This window comes from Halomonas binhaiensis, assembly GCF_008329985.2.
Classification (GTDB): domain Bacteria; phylum Pseudomonadota; class Gammaproteobacteria; order Pseudomonadales; family Halomonadaceae; genus Halomonas; species Halomonas binhaiensis.
Window position 1 is genome coordinate 4194952 of record NZ_CP038437.2, and the last position, 21849, is coordinate 4216800.

The window sequence follows — 21849 nt, forward strand, 5'->3', positions numbered from 1 at the left end:
TAATGGCTATCACTATCGATGATGTGATCGAAGAGATTAATAATGCTGATGATCCAAATGGGAGGAATCAGCCCTTGCCAACTGATTCTCTAATAGATAAATATGAAAGATTGTCAGGACTCTCTTTTCCTGATGAATACAAAAAATTTTTGAAAACTGTCAGTAATGCCTTTGTTGGATTCATGTCTCCTCTTACGCTTAATGAGAAAATGGAAGAAAAGTATGGAGACCTTTTATTTTCCATCCGAGAAGGCAGAAAAGTTGGGGTGCCAGAAAATTGGTTACCAATTTGTGAAGACAATGGTGACTATTATTGCATAGTGCCAGATGGAAGAGTTCTCTTCTGGGATCACAACGGTGCAACTGATGAATCGTGGCCCAATTTAGCCACCTGGGCGAAAGAGGTTTGGTTGGAAGGAAACTGACTGTCGAGGGTGTTGTCCCGTCCGCACTGTCCACGATAGAAAGCTAATGGTTTTCTGTTGAAAACCACCTCATTTTCTCCCGAAGCTTTGCTGAAACCTCCTTCGCTGTATGGACAGCGTGGGAGGTTTTGCTATGTTGGCGGTTGAATCTTGATCAATCTATGCAATTTCTCTCATCTCCCATATTCCACATGCACGCCAACCGTGGACAGTGAACCTGCCTATTCTTCTCAATGAATTTTTGATGGCTTTCGGGGCTGTTTGGCTTGCCTACGGCGGAAACCACCAGCCATTGATTCTGCCATCCCAAATGCTAATCCACTGCGGTGCGTTGGTGGATTTGGCTCTGCCTTCCCACACTTCTGCTGGCGTAAATCCACCCAGGTGTTGATGAGGTCTGGCGTGGTTATACCAGCCACGAAACTCCCTCATCATGATCTCAAGGTTGATGTGGCTGGCAGGAATAATATCGTCAAGATGGCGTTTTAGGGTGCCGAAAAAGCGCTCGATTCTTCCATTCTGCCAAGGGCAATGCCGGTCAATGGTCTGCAAGTGAATACCGAGCAGTGACAGGCCCGCCTTGATCAATATGCTGTTGAAACACGCTTCATTATCGACGCGTATCCGCTGCGGCAACCCGAAACGACGGAAAGTTGCGATCAGCTCGCGCAGAATCGTCAGGCTGCGTTTGTTTTCCAGCACGCTCAGTCGCAGGCAGGCGCGAGAACCGTGATCGAGCAGCCTCTGCCAACTTGGCATGTGGGCTCTCTTTTCTGATGGATCACCTCTTAGATAATACCGTGCGCTCCTTCGTGCTGGGGGTGGCCAGAAGGTTGACGTATTGTAGTGGTTGGCGGCTAATCAAGTTATCTCGTCCACTGTCCACGCTAGCAGACATAGATCTCTTCAGTGCGACGCTGGGCGCTGCCCAGTTTTTCCCATCTCTCCTGCGAATCTCGTGGCATGGCATCCTCGCGCCCGGTGGTTCCATGCATCGACGATACCACAACCCCAACCTTCCCCAGAGCCAACCAAAGAAGTGACTCAGGGCACTTTGAACAGCCGCCCCAGCCAGCCACTTCCAATGAGCATGCCAAGCGTGATCAGCAATGCCGCCAGCCCTAGCCACAGGGTGGCCTGGGCATAGCCCGTCACGACCAGGACCAGGGTCGAAAGCAAGGGGGTGAAATAGGACAGCAGCCCCAGCAGGCGCAGATCACCATGCTTGACGCCGATATCCCAGGTAAAGAAGGCACTCCCTACCGGCCCCAGCCCAAGCCCAATGACACCCAGCCATGCAATGCCTTCAGGCCAGCGAGTAGTCTCGAAGGCCAGATGACACACTCCTGCTAGCACTGCGGTGGCCAGACAGAAGCCACCCACCGCAGCGGTAGGCACATGGCTCGTCGCCCGAGACAACACGGAATAGCCACTCCATAGAAAGGCGCAGGCAAAAGCTGCCAGATACCCTAATGTGCTGCCACCCGCATCCACGTCTCCACCGATCAGCAATGCTGCCCCACAGAATCCCAGCAGGCTCCCCACCACATGAATGGCGCGCAGGCGCTCACCCGGCAACAACGCCACGAACAGCACGATCAGCAAAGGCCATAGGTAGCTGATCAGACCCGCATTGGCAGGCGGCGCATTCTGCTGGGCAACGAAATACAGCGCGTGGTAGCCGAACAAGCCCACCACACCCAACAGCCAGATACGTGGCGGCTGGCGCATGGCAGCAAACAGCGACTCCCCGCGGACGCCTAGATAGGCGGCAAAGCAGATGAACGCAATGGCGAAGGCAAGCGAAGTCAGTAGAAACGGCGGCACCGGCCCCGCCAACTGGGTCAATGCCGCGAGCAATGCCCAGTTGAGTACCGTGGAGGCGCCGATCAAGGTGGCGCGGCGTTGGGCGCCTGAAGCTTGAGTGGCGCGGCGTTGGGCGCCTGAAGCTTGAGTGGCGTGGTCTCGGGTGCCTTGAGCTTGGGCACTGCGGTGCGGGATACCGCGGTCTGCATGCTGGCTGACATCACCTTCGGTTGAAGTAGATGACATCTCGGGTTCCCCTGTCACGAACGTTTACCCGAGTGTGCTCTAGTAAGCGCGACCAGACTTGTCGAATCCTGACCTGTCTCTCATTTCTGTCGTCGAGCGCGCCACTGGCGCGGCGAACAGCCGTATTGCTGACGAAATGAACGAGAGAAATGGGCACTGTCATGAAAGCCGCAGGCCAGCGCAATGTCGGTCAGGGATGCCAGCGAGTCCTGCATGCGCTGTCGGGCCAGAGCCAAGCGCTCGCGCATCAGCCAGGTATAAGGCGCTACCCCAGTCAATGTACGAAACTGGCGCGCAAATACCGCTTCCGCCAGATGGCACATGGCCGCCATCTCTGCCACTTTCCAGGGATAAGCCAGATCCGCGCGTAACGCTGGCAACAGTCGCAACAGACGCAGACGTGGTGGTGCGCTCCCTTTGCTCCCAGATACGCCCAGGTAACGGTCCACTGCGCTCAGCCAACCCACCAGTGTCTCATTGCTGGGTACATCGCGGGTGGCAGATGCGCTATGGGCCGTATGCCGTGGCAGCCTCGATGCCTCCTTCACAAGCGCAGGAGGCAGACGCCATCCGCTACCGACGGATGATGTGAACAGCCTCTCCAGAGCTAGTTCCTGGCACCAGGCCTGAGGCAGATCCAGCACCAGGATATCGTTGTCGCCAGGGGCCAGATAATGGTGCATGGCACCACTGGCAACCGGGGCCACGACACCAGACCCGACACGCACGGCTCGCCCATCCACTTCCAGTTCCACGACGCCACTGACACCCAACAGCAGTTGGTGAAACTCATGGCGATCACTCAGCACGTGATCGGGGTAGGATCTTGTTTCAATGACCGGACAGGCTAGATGGCTCATTGGCCGAAACCTCAGACTTCCACATGCGGGGCCAATAGTTCAGACAACCACTCGGCAAAAGCATCAATGCGCGAGGTGCGATGGCGTCGATTGGGATACACCAGCGACACCGGCATACTGGCAGCTTGCCAGGCGGGCAGCACTTCGACCAGACGGCCCTGTTGCAGCGCCTCGGAAACATCATAGCGCGGCACCTGGATGATCCCCAACCCTGCCAGACAGCAGGCAATATAGGTCTCGGCGTTATTCACCAAGACCCTGCTGGACAGTACGATCTCACGTTGTTGGTCCTGCACGGCAATGTCGAAGGCTTGCTCCCGACCACTGTCTGGCGAGCCATATCCCACCATATGATGTCCTGTTCGTAGATCTTCCGGCTGCTCAGGACAACCATGGCGGGCAAGATAGTCAGGGCTGGCACAGTTGACCATGGCAACTCGCCCCAGCGAACGCACCACCAGGCTAGAGTCGCTCAGCTCTCCGAAGCGCAACGCACAATCGATGCCTTCCGCCACCAGGTCAATGTGTCGGTCGGAGCTCCCCAGCACCACATCGAGGCGTGGATGGCGCTGCAACCATTGCGGCAATGCCGGAGCAATCAGGCGGCGTGCAACACGGCTGGGAACATCCACCGAAAGCCGCCCTGCCACTGCTTCCCGCCGCTCCTGGAACAATGCTTCCAGGCCCTCGATATCCGCCACCAGCGCCTGAGCCCGGGGCAACAGTATCTGACCATCCTGAGTCAGTCGCACCTGCCGGGTAGTGCGGTGAAACAGGCGTGCACCCAAGGCACTTTCCAACCGTTGGATCGCCAAGGATACCGTGGCCCTGGGCCAGTCGAGGACATCGGCCGCACGCGTAAAGCTGCCCATTTCTGCCACACGCAGAAAAGCCCGCAGCTGTTCAGTTCGGTCCATCACGCCCCTCTCACCGGTCTTGAGTCCTCTTCAACCTTTTACCCGCCACCATCCCAACCCCACCGGAATGCCATACACAAAGGCATGCACCAGCAGTTCTTCTCCCAGCGCATAACCATGCGACAGACCAAGATTCAGGTTCCAGCCACAGACCCCCAGCCACACCAGGCTGAAGATCCACATGGCGGACCGTCGCTTGGCGCCGGTATAGCGCCACAGCAGCAATGCCAAGAGGATAATGCCCATGGCAATGATCAACAGGCTTCTCATGATGCCCCTCGTTCCGATTCCCTGGCAGGCGGCGCCCGCATAGCATCATCATAGCCAGCATTGGCCATAACGTACTGACAGGAAACGAATGGACAGTGAAAGGAAGGGAACAACAGCGGTATCTACAACGACATCTACAGCACCAACGACACCGGGAGCTACAGGCTCCCCGGTGCCATGTGCCATGTGCCATGTGCCATGTGCCATCCATGATGCTCGTGGGATGGCGCAGTGATGACCTGGCTTACTTGGTGGTGTAACCACCGTTGAGCAGCAACGTCTGTCCCGTCATCCACCAACCATCGGTCACCAGATGACGCAATAACGGCACCACATCCTCGATATCCGTCAGGCCGGTCTTGCTGAAAGGAGACAATGCGGCAGCCGTCTTGTGGTAAGCCACGGCATCTTCACCTTCCTGACCATAGAAGAATGGCGTATCCATGGGCCCCGGCCCTACTGCCGTCACGGAGATACCACGCTCGCCGAACTCCTTGGCGGCAGCGCGGGTGAAATGCTCCACTGGCGCCTTGGCACCGGCATAGGTGGAGTAGAACGGTGTGAAAGCCCCCAGCAACGATGTCACCAACGTGACGATCCGTCCGTGGTCCTCCAGCACTCGGCCTGCTTCCTTGAGAAAGAAGAAGGCGCTCTTGGCGTTGATGGCGAACATGGTGTCATACTCGTCTTCGCTGATCTCCAGCATTGGCTTCTTGAGCACCATCCCCACCGTGTTGATCGCGACATCCACCTTGCCAAAGCGGGCCTTGACCGCATCAAACAGCTCAGCGACTGCCTGGGCTCGAGTCAGATCCCCTTGAAATAGTTCACACTCTGCGCCCAATTCCTGCACCGCGGCCTGAGTTTCTTCCGCCGCAGCTCGCGAGGCATCACTGTTGTAATGCACGGCCACCGCTTTAGCGCCATGATTGGCCAGGTCTCTGGCCAGCAGCCCTCCCAGGTTCTTGGCCCCACCAGCAATGAGTACCACCTTGCCGTTGAGAGAGTGGCCGTTGAGAGAGTGGTCGTTGATAGAATGGTCGCGCATAGGAAACATCTCCACACAATGCATGTTTAGTGTTGTCTAGGCTAGTTCGCGACGTGCGGCGGATCATTCAGCTTTGCTGTCAACACTATCCATGTATTGCCAACAATGTATTACCAACACCGTTTTACCGACAAGGTCTTACCAACAAGCTCTTATCAGCAAGCTCTTTATCAGTAATCTCTTATCAATAAGGCCTTATCAACGACGGCGCTTTTCCTCTCCTTCACATGTGTGATCGGCATAAAAAAGACGCCTTCAACAAGCGAAGACGCCTTTTATCAGCAGAAGAAACGGTGATCGTCTATCTTGCCCTGAATCTATTCTGGCAGCGCATATCCAATCACATAGTCCCCAAGCTTGGTACCGAAGGTGCCATGACCGCCGGCAGTGACCACGACATATTGACGTCCATCTGCACCACGATAGGTCATGGGCGTGGCCTGGCCTCCGGCTGGCAGGCGTGATTTCCACAGCTGTTCACCCGTGGTGATGTCATAGGCGCGTACATACTGGTCCAGGGTACCGCTGAGGAAGGTGACACCACCCGCAGTCGTCATCGGGCCACCCAGCGCGGGCACTCCCACTTCGAAGGGTACCGGCAGGCCAAAGGGCATGCTGTCACGCGTGGTACCGTTGCGATGCTTCCAGGCCACCTGGGGTTGCCCGCCACCCGACAGATCTATGCCCGCGACTTCACCCCAGGGCGGAGCCTGGCACGGCAGCGCCAGCGGGGACAGCAAGGGGCCCATTTCCACAGCATAAGGTGCGCCCTTATTGGGTTGCAGGCCCTGTTCACTGGCCGATCCTTGGCCTTCCTCGACCTGGTCACGAGGGATCATCTTGTCGACGAAAGCCAGGTAGTTGGGAGAGGTGAAAATCGCCTGGCGCACCGGGTCCACGGCAATACCGCTCCAGTTGAACACGCCGACATTGCCCGGATAGACGATGCTGCCCTCCAGCGATGGCGGTGTGTACTGCCCTTCATAACGCAGCGAATGGAACTTGATCCGACAGATCATCTGGTCCAGCGGTGATGCCCCCCACATATCCGCCCCTGTCAGAGGCTCCGGCAGCAGGTTCAAGCGCGAACGCGGCTGTGTCTGGGCTGTCCAGTCACCCTCCACGGCGCCCTGGGGAGCAGGCAGCTCATCGATGGGTACAATGGCTTCCCCCGTCTCACGGTTGAGCACATAGAGGCTGCCTTGCTTGGTCGGCTGGATGACAGCCGGCACCTCCTCGCCATTGATGGTGAGATCGATCAGTACCGGCTGGGCTGGAGTATCCATATCCCACAGGTCGTGGTGGACAAACTGATGGACCCAGGACAGCTTGCCAGTATGGACATCCAGTGCGACCAGACCTGCGCTGTAGCGCTCGTCATCCTCGCTGCGGTCCGCTCCCCACTGGTCTGGTGTTGCATTGCCCATCGGCAGATACACCAGGCCCAGCTCTTCATCGACACTGAACGGTGCCCAGACATTGGGGGAATTACGCGTATAGACTTCGCCCTCCGCCAGGGGGGTGGTGTCATCCGGGTTGCCGCTATCCCAGTTCCATATCAGCTCGCCACTGCGTACATCGAAAGCACGAACTACACCAGAAGGCTCGTCGGTGGAACTGTTATCGGTGACATGCCCGCCGAGAATCACCAGGTCTTCCGTCACCACCGCCGGTGAAGTGGAGTAATAGCCGCCAGGATCGAAGGGGCCGATATTCTGTGTCAGGTCGACTTCGCCATTGTCACCAAAGCTCTCGCAGCGTTCCCCCGTATCTGCATTGAGGGCGATCAGGCGAGCATCCGCTGTGGGTACGAAGATACGCCGAGGACACATGACATCCGTATCGCTGAGCATCGGCTCGGCTTCCTGGCTCGAAGCCAACTCAGCAGCATCCTGGGCAGAGCTACCAGCACTGGTATCGCCGCCATATTGCGCCACATCGTAGTAGCTCACCCCACGACAGGTCATGTGGGCCCAGCGCGAGAAGTTTTCCGCGCCCATGGTGCTGATCTCAGGATCGAAGGTCCAGTCGGTTTCTCCTGTATCGGGGTCCAGTGCCATCACCCGACTATGCGAAGTGCAGATGTAGAGACGGTCGTTGACCTTCAGCGGAGTGTTCTGGTTGGTAATCTCAGGAGGAGAGTCCGGCGTTGCTGTATCTCCGGTCTGGATACGCCACACTTCCTTGAGCTGGGCGACATTTTCCGGAGTGATCTGGTCCAGGGCGGAATAATGGGTACCGGCATTGGTACCGCCATAAGCGACCCAGTCATCACCGGCAACCTGGCTGGGATTGGGTGAAGATGCAGGAGCAGTGCCAGTGATCTGCCCTTCGGTGCTCAAAGGATCCTTGAGCTGAGTGGCAATGGCCACGCCAATGGCAAACAGTACCGCCAGCGACAGACTACCACTGGCAAGCAAGCCACTACCTCGCCGCCACCAGGGCAGCAGCATCAGGATACCGATGGCACACAGAATCGCGACTCGTGGTACCAGTTGCCACCAATCCAGGCCAACTTCCCATAGGGCCCACAGGGTCGTGCCAAACAATACCAAGGCATAAAACCACAAAGCATGGGGGCTGCGCTTCATCATCAGCGCCCCGGACAGGACCAGGCCGGCACCGGCAACCAGGTAATACACGGACCCACCCAGCATCACCAGATAACCGCCTCCAGCCAGCAGGGCCAGGCCCAGTAGAAAAATCAAGGCCCCCAGCAACCATGCAGGTCCCCGGCTCATGGGTCGACGTTCCATCGTGTTCTCCTTGTCTCGCGCTGACATCATTCCAGCGAACCCCTGCCCTATCTCTGGGTCAGACGTAACATATCGAGTAAATTGAAATATTGATTTTCTAAGTTGGGATATTGCTTATCTAACTAAGATAGAAGATAGAAGCCCTCCCAGACACAGCGCCAAACACTTCCCCCAGGGACTTCAAGGACTGCATTATGAATCTTTATGGCGATAGTCGATCAGGAAACTGTTACAAAATCAAACTTTTGGCATCGTTTCTCGAGATTCGGATGGTATGGATCGACGTGGATGTCCTGGTCGGAGAAACACGCCGCGAGGACTTTCTCGGGCGTAATCCCAATGGCAAGATTCCTCTGCTTGAGCTTGATGATGGACGCTGTCTGTCTGAGTCCAATGCCATTCTTCACTACCTGGCGGAAGGTAGTGGCTGGCTACCGACGGATCGTTACGAACACGCAAAAGTGCTGCAATGGCAAAACTTCGAGCAATACAGCCATGAGCCCTATATCGCGGTAGCGCGCTTCATTGCCGTCTATCAGGGCCTACCCGAAGAACGCCGTAGTGAATACGAGTCCAAGCATGAAGGTGGCTACAAGGCCTTGAGCATCATGGAACACCAGCTGGATGCCACTCCTTTCCTGACGGGCGAACTTCCGACCATTGCCGATATTTCGCTGTATGCCTACACCCATGTGGCACACGAAGGAGGTTTCGAGCTGGACAGTTTCCCTGCCATTCGCGCCTGGCTCAAGCGTCTCGAGGCACTGCCGGGGTATGTCCCCATGAGCGGCAGCGGTCCTTGAAGCTTTATCTGACAAGTACCTGATCTGACAAGTACCCGATCTGGCAAGCACCTGATGGCAAGTGGCTCATCTGACAAATGCTTATGCTTGGCTTGCCAGTCCCGGTGTTACTGGGGGAATGGTCGTGCTATCCCGGGCGCCACCAGCGTGGCAATCGTGAACGTATGTCTGCACGACCATAGCGGTCATCCATCAGTACTACCACGCCGCTATCCTCGGGGCCACGGATCACTCGACCTGCCGCCTGGACCACCTTGATCAAGCCGGGAATGCGATAGGCATAATCATCGCCACAGCCAAAGCGTACCTCCAGGCACTCCTTCAGGGCCTCCTGGCGTGGTTCATTGGGCGGTAATCCCAAGGTGGCGATAAAAGCGCCAATCAGCCGCTCACCAGGCAAATCGACACCTTCAGCGAAAGCGCCCCCCAACACGGCGAAAGCAATGCCGGACTCGCCCGGGCGAAAGGACTCAAGGAAACCTTCTCTTTCCTGCTCGGTCATTCCCCGACGTTGAGCACGTTGGGGAACATCAGGATAGGCCTCTGCCAGTGCTGCCCGAACTTGTTCCAGATAAGCGAAGCTGGAAAAGAATGCCAGATAATGGCCAGGACAGTGCCGATACTGCTCGGCCATGGTCGCCACTACGCCCGGCAATGATGACTTTCTGTCGCGGAAGCGGGTCGACAGCTGACGGCACACCCGCACCTCCAGTTGCTCTGCAGCAAAAGGAGAATCGATCTCCTGCCATACTGCATTTCCCGGTAGCCCCAGCAGGTCTCGCTGATAGCTCGCTGGTGCCAAGGTCGCGGAAAACAGCACCGAGGCATGGGCAACCTCAAAACGTGGTGCTAAAAAATCGGCAGGAATGACATTGGCAATACCAAGCCGTGAGTCGCCTCGCCCCATACGGACGAGCTCGCACAAGGAATGGCCAGCAAAACTTTCAGCCAAGCGCGTGAATGCCAATGCATCGAACATCCATTCTGTCAGCCCGGGAGTGACTTCATCGGGATATTCTCCAAGGTAATCGCTGATGGCTGCACACGCGTGTTGCAGGGAACTGATGACGTCACCCGGCAACTGATCCAGTGACCGCCATAGCGGCGCGTCACGGGCCCCCGCGTCTTCGCCTCCCTGTTCACGGATCAGTTCCTGCCAACGGCGCATCACGCTGCCCAGAGAACGCTGAAGTGGCTTGGGAGCGCTCTTCCTCAAGCGTGCCAATTGCTTCTGGTCCAACCCTGCCGAATACATGCCCCTGGCCCGATCGATCAAGTTGTGGGCTTCATCGACCAGCAGACCCAGGCGCCATCCCTGCATCTGACACAGTCCGTGCAAAAGTGCACTGGCATCGAAATAGTGATTCACATCCCCCACGGCCACATCGCACCAACGCGCCATTTCCTGGCCCAGGTAATAGGGACACACCTCATGCTTCAAGGCAATCTGGCGCAACCCCTCCCGATCAAGCCAGGCATGTTGTGCTGCCGCCTTGCGCGCTTCGGGCAGGCGATCGTAAAAGCCCTGGGCCAGAGGACAGGATTCACCATGGCAAGCCTTGTCGGGATACTCGCAGGCCTTGCCCCTGGCGATCAACTCGACCACACGCAAGGGAATCCTGCTTCGCGCCCCCAGTTGTTCCAGGGCACTGAGCGCCACCCCGCGCCCTGGGGTCTTCATGCACAGAAACGCGATACGATCGAGCCCTTGGTAGGGCATGGCCTTGAGCATGGGAAACAGCGTGCCAAGCGTCTTGCCAATACCTGTAGGGGCCTGCGCCAGCAAGGTTCGGCCTGTCGCTCCCGTCTTGTAGACCTGCTCCGCCAGGTGGCGCTGACCAGGACGGAATTCAAAGTGTGGAAAGCCCAAGGCTTCCAGAGCCTTATCCCGGCGCTGACGATGGGCTGCCTCGGCTTCCCCCCAGGCATGCCAAGTGCGACATAGCGCTTCAAGCTCGGTCCATAGCACTTCGGCATCAACCGTGTCGGAAAATCGAGTCTCCTTGCCATGCACCAGGTCCAGGTAGACCAGCGCCAGATGTATCCGCGAATGCCCGTGCTCCCGGCACCACAAGGCGCCATAGGCACGCAGCTGGGCCCAGTGCAATGCTCGCTGATTGACAGCCATGCGCTCCAGGCGACCACGATGGGTCTTGATCTCCTCCAGGCATTCCTCCTGGTTGCCCTGGGCGGTATCCACGCCATCGATACGCCCCTGGACACGAATGCCGCACACCACACCGCTCACCGCCACTTCAGAGCGATAACCGGGCCCTCGCGAAGCGACCACCCGGGCATGGCCATCCATGCCTTCCCGGGCAGAAGGAGATGGAGTGAAACGATGATCCAGGTCGCCGCGACGCGCAGCGAAATCGCACAGGGTGCGGACCCCGACGTGTCTTTGCGCTGAAGGCTCTTGATGAACCCCCACTGATGGCTCTTGATCACACCAAGCTGATGGCTCTTGATCACACCAAGCTGATGGCTCTTGATGAAAACCCGCTGATGGCTCTTGATGAAAACCCGCTGATGGCTCTGTCATGTTTCCTCCCACTGTACATGGCACACTTCAGCGGGAATGGCATGACGGGAAAAGAAGGCTAGCCAGCGTTTCTGGTTATCCTGCAGGCGATCTCCCGGCCCTTTGACTTCGATCAGCCGATAGCGGGGTCCCTCTGTTGCGTCCGGCAGGAATTGAATCAGGTCGGGCAGTCCTGCCCGATTGGCGGCAGGATCATGCAACAGGCGTTCGCACATCGCCTTCAAGTGTTCGGCACTCACATGCTCTAAGGCCAGGGTAATCAGCTCTTCATCCAGCCACCCCCAATTGACGAAAGGATTGGCTATGCCGTATTTGTCTCGCCAGCGAGCCAGGATGATGTCCCGGTAACGCCCATCGTCCAGCATCCTGAGCGCCGTATCGAACAAGGGACGGCGGCGGCTGACAAAATCAGGCTGACGCAAATCCGCCGGGGCATGGTGGAAAGGGTGGAAAAAGGCACCCGGTAAAGGGGCAAAGATGGCCTCCCAGCACAGCAGGCCGAACAGGCCGCTGATCAAGGCATTTTCCACATAGAACAGCGGGGCTTTTTGGCTACCCATCTGCTGACATACGGCCGCTTCCACACTTCCGCTGTCATGCAATGACGAAATGGGTAACCTGGCGACCCTGGTGAGCGTTGGTGGCACCGCCTCACGTACCAGAGCCGACAAGACAGGCTTTCCAAGACGCTTGCACAAGCGCGGCACAAGGCGCTCGAGCGCTTGGCGTTCGCTCTCATCAGCAGGCTTCAGAACGGCATCGCAAGCTACTTCGAATGCTTGCTGGTAGTCGCCACGTCGCTCCATCAGGCGCATACGCCTGATACGTGGCTCGCCTTTTCCTGCCAGGGCATAGCACTCCAGCGCCAGCGGTTCTTCTCCATCACGCTGAGCCTGTTGGCCCATCCGATACAGCAAGCGAGCGCGCCGAGCTTCCAGCCAGATATTGCCTTCAGGCACGATGGGTAACCCGGCCCACAGTGCCGCCACGGGCTCGCCTTCCTCCAGACGCTCTCGCAGCCGGTGCAATGCTAGATAGATGTCGACATCGGTACGTTGCTGAAAGGCCCTGGACCCAACATCCAGGGCAACTTTCTCGAACCGGGAGATTCCCAGTTCGGCGAGCACAAAGTCCGACCAGCTCTGCTGCAGATTGCCAAAGAACATCAGGCGCAGGCGGTTGCACACTGGCATCACTGTCAGCCTGATCAAGGGCTCGTTGAAAGCAGGCCACCACTCGCTCATCGGCCTGTCATATCCTTCCAGATCGGCAAGTGCCTCACGCAAGCGAAGCTTGGTGATCGAGCCAGGCAATCCTTGATCGGCAATTTGCTGCGCAAAGGCATGGCGCAGCTCGGGGACACGCAGCAGGGAAAATAACTCATCAAGATCGATGCCAGGATCCAGCTCGATCAGCCCGGCACTTTCCAGACCCTGGATCGCCACAGCAATATCACCCACTTCCGGATAGCTGAACAATTCCGGCCGGAACAGCTCGCCCTTGCGTGACACCATGCGCACCAGCAGGGCTTGGGAGGGTTCAGGCAATGCCGTGAAGCGGGCAATGAAAGTGTGCTCTTCCTCTCCCAGCAGGTCGATATAACGATGACAGACCCAGGCAATGACAAATTGAAAGTGGCGCAGGTAATAGCGGGGATCATCACGCAGGTCGTCTGACAGCTGGTTCAAGAGCTCAGCCAATCGTTCATCTGACGACCCGGCGGGGCCATCAGATGACTCCACATCGTTCACGACAAGCATCGATGGACGCATGGAAGGACACACGGAAGAGTACTATGACGGTGATGGAAGCTTCGATGCCAGCCAGGCCAGTTGCTCAGCCGCTGGCACCTCGCGGCAGCCCTGCCGGTTCTCTCCACTCCACAGTGGCGAGAAATCCCCACGGCACTGGGACTCTGCCGCGGCTCTCAATTCACACAGGCTCCCCGTGACCAGGGGAAAGTCCGGTACTGCTGTGCTGAGCGGGCCCAGCTCGCGCATGACCCGATTGACGATCCCTCGCGCGGGGCGGCCCGTCAGCACATTGGTAATCGCGGTGGGTGTATCCGGCTCCAGCAACGCACGACGATGGACGGCCCTGGTGGTGGCCTCGGGACAACACAGGAAAGCCGTGCCCACCTGCACCGCCTCAGCCCCTAGTGCCAAGGCGGCTTCCACAGCATCTGGATCACCGATCCCGCCTGCGGCGATGACGGGAACAGAAACCGCTTCGAGAATCCTGGGCAGCAAAGTCATGGTGCCCATCTGCAGGCTCAGGTCGTCACTGAGGAAGTGGCCGCGATGACCACCCGCCTCAATACCTTGCGCAATGATGGCATCCACCCCTTGTTGTTCCAGCCATCGTGCTTCCTCCACCGTTGTGGCACTGGACAACACCAGGGCCCCTGTCGCTTTGACACGCTCAAGCAGAGCCGCCTCGGGCAGACCAAAGTGGAAGCTGACCACTGCCGGACGATGTTTCTCCACCTGCGCGCAGGCTTCTTCGTCAAAGGGGCGTCGAGAAGGTGTATCACTGGGAGGAGGTGGCTCAATGCCCAGTTCCTGATGATAAGGTGCCAGGCTCTCCCGCCAACGCTGCAACCTCTCGGGCTGTGGTTCGGGCAGGTGATGACAGAAGAAATTCACGTTGAGCGGGCCCTGCCCTGCGATTTCGGTCAAGGCTTGATCCAGACCCTCCATCGACAGCATGCCCGCAGGTAGCGCACCTAATCCACCTGCGGCTGTCACCGCCAGGGCCAGTGCTTCATCCTGAGCACCAGCCATCGGGGCTTGAAGGATGGGATAGCGCAGTCCCAATCGTGCGATCAGGTTCATTGAGATAACTCCATATTGGACGGCACAGCCGCCTCTTCTTCGAGGCGCTCTGGCGCCTTGAGTTCAAGAGTGTCGCCACGCATGGTGATGTCGAAGTGACGTAGATAACTCATGCCGAGCAACACCGTATCTCCTTCCAGGCCGGGACCGAAGGAACCACGCACCTGATGTGCCGTGAGGCCGCCAAGGGAAACACTGTCCAGCAGCGTCAGGTGGCCTCTCACCCGACCATTGGCCGTATGAAACCAGGCCTGGCCCTGGGCCGGCAGATCCAGGCGTGCTGCCAATGATTCCGGGATAGCGACAATGGTCGCGCCGGTATCCACCAGAAACGTCACTGGCTCACCATTGATATGGCCCGGAGCCACGAAATGACCATTCGCGCCACGTTGCAGGCGCAACGTCTCTCCAGGCGCCACGGAGACCAGGTCGGCATTGGGGTTGAAGCGCCCGTCGATCCAGGCATTCACCCACCAGGTACCAAAGCCCATGAGCAGCACCCAGAACAGCAACATCATGATCAGGCCTGGACCACGACCGGGTGCTCGTATCGACATAAAGATTCCCCACCAGTTCCTGAGCACAGTTTACCCGCTATCATGCAGGCATCCCTATCTCTGTGGAGGAACCCGGCTTGAGCAGCACTTTCACCATCGAAGAACTGAACAGTGGCCTGATTTATCGCCTGTTCTCAGGAGCCATCGCCCCGCGTCCCATTGCCTGGGTATCGACGATCAGCGCTGCCGGCATTGCCAACCTGGCCCCTTTCTCGTTTTTCAATGTCGCCAGTGTCGATCCGCCCGTGCTTGCCTTCTCCCCCTTGCTCAACGCCGAAGGTGTGGCCAAGCATACTCTCTCCAATCTCAAGGAAGTCGGTGAGTGTATCATCCATATTGGCGGCGAATCCCTGGTTTCACCGCTCAATGATTCCAGCGCCAGCCTGCCAGCGGAGGCAGATGAATTCGAACATGCAGGATTGACCAAGGCCAGCCTTGGTGACCTGCGTGTACCGCGAGTTCTCGAGGCACCCATTGCTTTTGGCTGCAAACTGCATGACATCGTGCATTTCGGCAATCGCCCCATGGCCGGTAACCTGGTATTGGCAGAAGTCGTGGTGATTCACGCAGAGCCGAAAATATGGGATGGCCGCTACGTCAACAATGACACCCTTCGCCCTGTCGGGCGCATGGCCGGTAGCGACTACGCACGCACGACGGACCTGTTCGCTCTCAAGCGTCCGGGGTGATGTGATTGCGCTTGAGCTCCCACTCGCGTGCCGCCCCTTGCCCCCTGGCCTGATTGACCTTCAGGCAGATCAGGATGGCAATGATGAAGAAGGCGGCACACAACAGCACGGAGGACTGAAGCCCGACCAGAGACTGCAGCATCCCCAGGCCGATGATGCCGACCACTCCGGCGACCTTGTTGGCTTGTCCCCAGAAACCGAAAAACTCGGCGGATTTCTGCTGTGGCGAAAACAAGCCGACCAATACGCGACTGGCCGACTGGCTCGACCCCAGGCTAAGCCCTGCTAGACAGCCCACGACCAGGAACAGTTGCTGAGCCTCCCAGTTGACGCCAAAGATTGCATTGATCCACGCCGTCACCTCCGGTGTTGCCCAGATGGCCAGAACAGCCAGCACCCACAATACCAGAGTGAACAGGTAGGTCACCCGGGTACCGATACGATCCTGAATAAAGCCAAAGCCAAGGGCACCCGCCGCCGCCGTGATCTGCACGATGATGAACATCAGGTTGCGTGTACTTTCATCCCAGCCGATCACCTGCGCACCATAGATGAAGGCGAAGGCAATAATGATGTAGACCCCAGCCATGGAAAACATCACCGAGACCAGGAACCAGGCCAGATCACGGAAATGTCGCAGTTCCTGGAAGGTGGTCGATACACGCTGCCAGGCAATGGCCGTGAAACTTTGCTGATGAGGATGGGGCTGAGCGCGCTCCTTGACCCACAGGAAAGTCGGAATCGCTGCCAGTAGAAAAAAGACCGCAGCAAAGGGCCCAACCCAGCGAATGCGCTCGAAATTCTCTGCACTGCTCTCACCCAGCACCGCCAGAGTGAAGCCGGCGGCCACCATCCCTCCTACATATCCCAGCGCCCAGCCGAAACCGGAAATACTACCGAGCTTCTCAGGAGGACCGAGTCCAGGGAGGAAAGCGGCAATAAAGGACTCACCCATGGAATAGGCATAATTGGAGAGGGTAATCAGTACCACGCCCAGCAGCACATATCCCGGCTCGACGAAGTAGAGCATTGCACTGGTCACTATCGTCGCAAGATAACTGATGAACAGAAACTGCTTCTTGGAAGCCCTGTAATCCATCACCGCGCCACACAACGGTCCGGTCACCACCACCAGCAGGAAGCTCGCTGCCAGGGCCAGGCTCCACAAAAAGTTGGCAAGACGGTAACCGTCTCCACGATCGCCCACGATCACCGTCGTAAACAACTCGCCAAATACGACCGTGATGATCAGCAAGGTGTATGCCTGGTTGGCGAAGTCGAACATCGCCCAACCGAAGATCTCGCGTCGCGTTACTGGAGGAGACTGGGGCGAATCTGCAGCGGTCACGCTCATGTTGCCATCCTGTGGGCCTGGGAGGCACACAATACCAGTCACTCCCCTACAAAGGCCATTGCCACGATCATGCGGAGAAAGTGCTGTCGCTGACGGTCGTGACTAATGAGTCGCCCAATATTACTAAAGTAAAATTTCACTTTATCCATAATTTATGGTCATGGATATATTTCACTCTTTCTCCATAACCCATCGTCTTATCTGCACCAAGGAAGTGGTATAGGCTGGCTATCTTTTCGACACTGGGTGTTCTCACCCTCTCTTCGATTCTCTTGAGCAAGACGGCCGCCATATGCACGTTGGGCCGGACAAAATTGTCTACATCATCTTTCAGGTAACCTAATTCACTGGCCAGAGGTTCCCATTGACCATAGTGTATGTTCATTGGCCTGAACGAACTGTTCCACCAAGGGTTATTCCAAGGATCATTCCATAGGTCAGTATGATCTCGACAACCATAGGAGGCCTCTATATAAGCAATGGAAGCCAATAAATTGGGATCTATTCCTACTTCATGGGCAACTTCATAATACATGAAGTCGCCACCATAAATTTCATCGAAGAAATCCACCTCAATGCCAAGATGGCTATATGATGCACGAGGTTCATGAGCTATCTCGAAAATAGCAGGAGTATTGTAGATGATACTCTGACGGCGGCCAGCTTCGGTATTGATGATAGGGACCTGCCTCCCTGCGCTCTGTTCCTGCAGCCTGCCCCCCAAGGGACCTCCATTGGAGGTTCTGTCTGATTCGGTTCTCTGCTCCTCAGGCAAGCCTGGAAAAGTGTGTAATTTTCGCATCTTCTGTACCCTGCGTTGTATATTTTCTTTCCTCCATGCTGGGCACAGGTTGCTGAAGGACATAGCCAGCCATAGATGAACTTGGGGTAAGAAATTTCTCAAAGGCTGATAGGCTCGCCCTTTGCGTCAGTTGCTCTGTTTTGCTCTACTGCATTGACTTTGCCTGACTGAAAAGACCATGAACCCATCCGATTTGCTGGCGACCAGCACAAGCCAGGAGTGGCATCAAAGTCTTGCCACCTTGATTCGCAGTGCTGCCGACGCTGACTTGCCACGCCGCCTGGAACAGGCCTTGCAGCGCCTGATCAACTTCGACACCGTCGTCCTGCATGCTTATCGCAATCGTAGTCGACCAATGGTTATCCACGACAATTACCCCCCTCATCGCCGTGAGGCGGGTGTGGATAAATATCTGAGCAGAATCTACCTGCTGGACCCCATCTTCCTCGCCACCGAGTCGGGCATCGATAGCGGCGCTCACCGCCTCAAGGAACTGGCACCCGACCGCTTCGAGAGCAGTGAGTATTACGATCACTACTATCGAAGCCTGGGGCTCAAGGACGAAGTCGGGCTCTTTGCTCGGGTCTCGGACGATACGGTCATGGTGGTCTCGTTGGGCTTCAGTGCCGAGTCCCCGCCTCTGACTCGGCGGAGCATGCAGACACTACGCAACCTGACTCCCGTGGTCGCCGCCCTGCTTAGCCAATTCTGGACCTGGCAAAGCACCCGCTTCGACGATGCCATGACCACCGCAGAACCGGTGGATCTGGCCTTTTCCAGTTTCGGTCAAGGCCAGCTCACACGCCGAGAGCAGGAAATCGTGCAATTGCTGCTGGCCGGACACTCGGCCAAATCCGCAGCCAGGGAGCTCGGTATCAGCGACGGCACAGTGAAGGTCCATCGCAAACACCTCTATCAGCGTCTCGGCGTGTCCAGCCAGGCCCAGTTGTTTCGCACCTTTCTCGACCATGTCGCCCTGATATCACGCCAACATCGTCAGTAGTACCATCCCTGCTGGAAGTCGCACACAACGCTCCTACTGCCGCGCTCTTTCCAGCAGCACATCGCATAATACCTGAGCCCCCATGGCACATTGCTCTGGAGAAGCATACTCCGCCTCGTTGTGGCTGATGCCGTCCCGACACGGGACAAAGATCATGGCTGTCGGCGCGACACGCGAAACATAAACGGCATCGTGCCCGGCTCCACTCATCATGCGCCGATAAGACATCCCCCTGCCCTTGGCTGAACGTTCCACACTGTCGATGCAGTCTTCATCAAATGCCACGACCGGCGATACCCATAGCGGCTCGGTACGAAATGTCACGCCAAAGGCTTCTTCAAGCTCCGCCACTTCGCTCTCGAAACGCTTTTGCAGTTGATCCAGCTGTTGTTCATTGCCATGGCGCAGATCGACACTCATGCGAACCTCACCTGGCACGACATTGCGCGAAGCGGCAGTAATCTCCAACTGCCCAAAGGTCACCCGTGTGGCACCGGACGTATCTGCAAGTGCATGGGCATAGAGCCGATCGATCAGACGCGCAGCTGCAGCCAAGGCATCATGCCTCAGGCTCATGGGTGTCGGGCCTGCGTGGGAAGACTGACCTGCAATGGTCAGGTCAAACCAGCGCATTCCCTGTACGCCGGTGACGACACCTATCGATTCTCCGGCATTCTCGAGTACGGGTCCCTGCTCGATATGCAGTTCAATGTAGCTGCCCAACCCAGGCTCACCCAATGCCAGCCCCCGAGGCAGGCCACTCTGCTCAAGCGCCTGCCCAATGCTGATGCCATCGCTGTCGGTGATGGCCAGAGTATCTTCCAGCTTGAAGACGCCAGCGTAGGTCCCCGATGCCACCATGGCCGGGGCAAAACGGCTGCCTTCCTCATTGGTCCACACCACCAGCTCCAACGGACGTTCGGTAACGATGCCCTTGTCATTCAAGGTACGAAACACCTCCAGGCCAGCCAGCACACCCAGAATGCCATCAAAGCGCCCGCCCTTGGGCTGCGTGTCCAGATGACTGCCGGTCGCGACCGGAGGCAAATCGTTACGGAGCCCCTCGCGGCGAATGAATAGATTGCCGACCGGATCCAGGCGCCACTGGCAGCCGAGTTGCTCGCACCAGTCGATCAAAAGACGTCGGCCCGCGGTGTCTTCAGCCGTCAGGGCCAGGCGGCAGCTCCCACCGCCATCGGTGGCACCGATCTCGGCCATGGCCATCAGGCTGTCCCACAGGCGCTGGGAATTGATCTCGGGGGAAGGCAATGACGTCGCAGTCATGGGCCAGGACTCCTGTTGTTATGAGGACTGTTATGAAGATGGATATTGCTGCCGTTCAAGAAGCGCTGAATAAATCGGCGAGCATGCACAGGCATGCATGCACTGTGTCCTTCATTGTGGGGAGGCGCTGGCCGTTCACGACATACCCCCATGAGGATATGTCACCTGCACGCCGCCTCTAGCGAGACTGACCTCATTCAACAGGAGGTCTCCAATGACAACGCATACGCCCTCATCCGTTCCCAACCAGCCCCTCGATGCCCAACGCCTGTGGCGCCAGGACAAGGATCACTTCATCCACCCTTTCACTGATTTCAGCGTGTTTCACGAAAAGGGCTGTGAGCTGATCACTGACAGCGAAGGGGTTTTCGTCTCCGATATTCATGGCAACCGTTTCATCGATGGCATTGCTGGCCTTTGGTGTGTCAATGTTGGACACGGGCGCAGCGAAATCGGCCAGGCAATGGCCGACCAGGCCACTCGCATGGCCTATTTCTCCACCTTCAACAACTTGTCCAATGCCCCCGCTGCGGCACTTGCCGCCAAGCTCGCCGAGCTTGCCCCGGCGCACCTCAATCATGTGTTCTACACCTGCGGTGGTTCCACCGCCAACGATGCCACCATTCGTCTGGTGCACTACTACTTCAACCGACTCGGCAAGCCAACCAAGAAGCGCATTCTGTCACGCCGCAACGCCTATCACGGCACGACGTACCTGTCTGCCAGCCTGACCGGCATTGAAAGCAACAACTGGGAGTTCGACACTCTCGACCATCTGGTCACTCACGTCAGTGAAGCCAACCTCTACCGGCGTCCTGAGGGCATGAGCGAAGACGCTTATTGCGACCATCTGGTCAAGGAATTCGAAGACACCATCGCCAGCATCGGCGCCGATAACATTGCTGCCTTCATTGCTGAGCCGATCATGGGCGCCGGCGGGGTACTGGTGGCGCCAGACGGTTACCATGCCCGCATGCAGGCCGTGTGCCGCGCCAACGACATCCTCTACATTGCCGACGAGGTCGTGACCGGTTTTGGCCGACTGGGCCATTTCTTCTCTTCCGAAGCGGTATTCGATACCCAGCCCGACATCATTAATGTGGCCAAGGGATTGTCATCCGGCTATGCCCCACTCGGCGCCACCCTGATCTCCGACAAGCTTTACGAGGTCCTGGGCACACCGCAGGGCAAGGGTGGTGTCTTGAGCACAGGCTTCACCTACTCCGGGCATCCTGTCAGCTGTGCTGCTGCCTTGAAGAACATCGAGATTCTGGAGCGGGAAAATATCTGCGCCAACGTGCGCCAGGTCGGCCCCTACCTCGAACAGGCGCTCAAGAGTTTAAGCCATCACGCCACCGTGGGGGATGTTCGCGGCAGCCACTTCATGATGTGCATCGAGAATGTCGCCGACAAGGCCACCAAGGAACTGTTGCCGTTAGAAGCCCGTGTGGGAGACCGAGTCGCTTTTGAAGCCCAGAAACGCGGCTTGATCATTCGACCGGTGGGCCACCTCAATGTGGTGTCTCCCCCCCTGATCTGGACTCGGGAAACCATCGATACCGCAGTGGCCATTCTGGACGAGGCCTTGGCCGCCACCACCGCATCTCTCCAGGCTGACGGTTACCTGTAACCCTCGCCGGAAAACCTCCGCTC

General features: G+C 57.5%; 20 protein-coding genes. 5 read left to right on the forward strand and 15 right to left on the reverse strand.

Translation table 11 applies throughout. The annotated features are described in order from the left end of the window. Positions 1-2 precede the first annotated feature (2 nt). Positions 3-425 (forward strand): SMI1/KNR4 family protein, encoded by a 423-nt coding sequence (locus tag E4T21_RS18240; protein ID WP_149286389.1) that lies wholly within the window; start codon positions 3-5, stop codon positions 423-425. Between the two features lie 270 nt (positions 426-695). On the opposite strand, the gene E4T21_RS18245 is transcribed toward E4T21_RS18240, so the two are convergent. From E4T21_RS18245 to E4T21_RS18280, 8 genes are all read right to left on the reverse strand, one after another. Then, positions 696-1184 (reverse strand): integrase core domain-containing protein, encoded by a 489-nt coding sequence (locus tag E4T21_RS18245; RefSeq protein WP_149286390.1) that lies wholly within the window; start codon positions 1182-1184, stop codon positions 696-698. Between the two features lie 285 nt (positions 1185-1469). Next, positions 1470-2477, reverse strand: a complete 1008-nt coding sequence (yddG, locus tag E4T21_RS18250; protein WP_149286391.1) for an aromatic amino acid exporter YddG — start codon at positions 2475-2477, stop codon at positions 1470-1472. Positions 2478-2557: 80 nt separating this feature from the next. After that, on the reverse strand, positions 2558-3337 hold the full coding sequence (locus E4T21_RS18255) for an AraC family transcriptional regulator (protein WP_149286392.1): 780 nt from the start codon (positions 3335-3337) through the stop codon (positions 2558-2560). Between the two features lie 11 nt (positions 3338-3348). After that, entirely contained in the window at positions 3349-4254 is a 906-nt protein-coding gene (locus tag E4T21_RS18260) for a LysR family transcriptional regulator (protein ID WP_149287320.1), read from the reverse strand. A 30-nt stretch (positions 4255-4284) separates the two neighbouring features. Further along, the gene (locus E4T21_RS18265; RefSeq protein WP_149286393.1) at positions 4285-4524 is read right to left on the reverse strand and encodes a hypothetical protein; all 240 of its coding nucleotides are present in this window, start codon (positions 4522-4524) and stop codon (positions 4285-4287) included. Between the two features lie 48 nt (positions 4525-4572). After that, on the reverse strand, positions 4573-4731 hold the full coding sequence (locus E4T21_RS18270; protein WP_187775043.1) for a hypothetical protein: 159 nt from the start codon (positions 4729-4731) through the stop codon (positions 4573-4575). A 37-nt stretch (positions 4732-4768) separates the two neighbouring features. After that, the gene (locus tag E4T21_RS18275) at positions 4769-5572 is read right to left on the reverse strand and encodes an SDR family oxidoreductase (protein ID WP_149286394.1); all 804 of its coding nucleotides are present in this window, start codon (positions 5570-5572) and stop codon (positions 4769-4771) included. A gap of 317 nt (positions 5573-5889) precedes the next feature. After that, positions 5890-8328, reverse strand: coding sequence for a glucose/quinate/shikimate family membrane-bound PQQ-dependent dehydrogenase (locus E4T21_RS18280; protein WP_149286395.1), 2439 nt, complete (start codon positions 8326-8328; stop codon positions 5890-5892). Between the two features lie 194 nt (positions 8329-8522). Between E4T21_RS18280 and E4T21_RS18285 the strand changes: the two genes are divergently transcribed. Further along, a complete protein-coding gene (locus tag E4T21_RS18285) occupies positions 8523-9131 on the forward strand; it encodes a glutathione S-transferase family protein (RefSeq protein WP_149286396.1) in 609 nt (202 codons plus the stop codon). Between the two features lie 127 nt (positions 9132-9258). Here E4T21_RS18285 and E4T21_RS18290 read toward each other — a convergent pair whose 3' ends face one another. The 4 genes from E4T21_RS18290 to E4T21_RS18305 form a co-directional block, all read right to left on the reverse strand. Beyond that, positions 9259-11562: an ATP-dependent DNA helicase gene (locus E4T21_RS18290; RefSeq protein ID WP_240349215.1), complete on the reverse strand. Its 2304-nt coding sequence runs from the start codon at positions 11560-11562 to the stop codon at positions 9259-9261. 107 nt (positions 11563-11669) lie between these two features. Continuing rightward, the gene (locus tag E4T21_RS18295) at positions 11670-13361 is read right to left on the reverse strand and encodes a VRR-NUC domain-containing protein (protein ID WP_240349216.1); all 1692 of its coding nucleotides are present in this window, start codon (positions 13359-13361) and stop codon (positions 11670-11672) included. Positions 13362-13466: 105 nt separating this feature from the next. Continuing rightward, on the reverse strand, positions 13467-14507 hold the full coding sequence (locus E4T21_RS18300) for an NAD(P)H-dependent flavin oxidoreductase (RefSeq protein WP_149286399.1): 1041 nt from the start codon (positions 14505-14507) through the stop codon (positions 13467-13469). Continuing rightward, positions 14504-15064: a retropepsin-like aspartic protease family protein gene (locus tag E4T21_RS18305; RefSeq protein ID WP_149286400.1), complete on the reverse strand. Its 561-nt coding sequence runs from the start codon at positions 15062-15064 to the stop codon at positions 14504-14506. The genes E4T21_RS18300 and E4T21_RS18305 overlap by 4 nt, the downstream gene beginning before the upstream one ends. A 77-nt stretch (positions 15065-15141) precedes the next feature. Here E4T21_RS18305 and E4T21_RS18310 point away from each other — a divergent pair, with 77 nt between their 5' ends. Then, positions 15142-15753 (forward strand): flavin reductase family protein, encoded by a 612-nt coding sequence (locus E4T21_RS18310; RefSeq protein WP_149286401.1) that lies wholly within the window; start codon positions 15142-15144, stop codon positions 15751-15753. On the opposite strand, the gene E4T21_RS18315 is transcribed toward E4T21_RS18310, so the two are convergent. Next, positions 15737-17107 carry an MFS transporter gene (locus tag E4T21_RS18315; RefSeq protein WP_149286402.1) on the reverse strand — a complete coding sequence of 457 codons (1371 nt, stop codon included), beginning with the start codon at positions 17105-17107 and terminating at the stop codon, positions 15737-15739. The two genes, E4T21_RS18310 and E4T21_RS18315, sit on opposite strands and share 17 nt — an antisense overlap. A 136-nt stretch (positions 17108-17243) precedes the next feature. After that, positions 17244-17909: a hypothetical protein gene (locus tag E4T21_RS18320; protein WP_149286403.1), complete on the reverse strand. Its 666-nt coding sequence runs from the start codon at positions 17907-17909 to the stop codon at positions 17244-17246. Between the two features lie 178 nt (positions 17910-18087). Here E4T21_RS18320 and E4T21_RS18325 point away from each other — a divergent pair, with 178 nt between their 5' ends. After that, entirely contained in the window at positions 18088-18912 is an 825-nt protein-coding gene (locus E4T21_RS18325; protein WP_149286404.1) for a helix-turn-helix transcriptional regulator, read from the forward strand. Between the two features lie 33 nt (positions 18913-18945). Here E4T21_RS18325 and E4T21_RS18330 read toward each other — a convergent pair whose 3' ends face one another. Continuing rightward, positions 18946-20196, reverse strand: coding sequence for a M20 family metallo-hydrolase (locus E4T21_RS18330; protein ID WP_149286405.1), 1251 nt, complete (start codon positions 20194-20196; stop codon positions 18946-18948). A 214-nt stretch (positions 20197-20410) separates the two neighbouring features. On the opposite strand from E4T21_RS18330, the gene E4T21_RS18335 reads away from it, so the two are divergent. Then, positions 20411-21826 (forward strand): aminotransferase, encoded by a 1416-nt coding sequence (locus tag E4T21_RS18335; RefSeq protein ID WP_149286406.1) that lies wholly within the window; start codon positions 20411-20413, stop codon positions 21824-21826. Positions 21827-21849 lie beyond the last annotated feature (23 nt).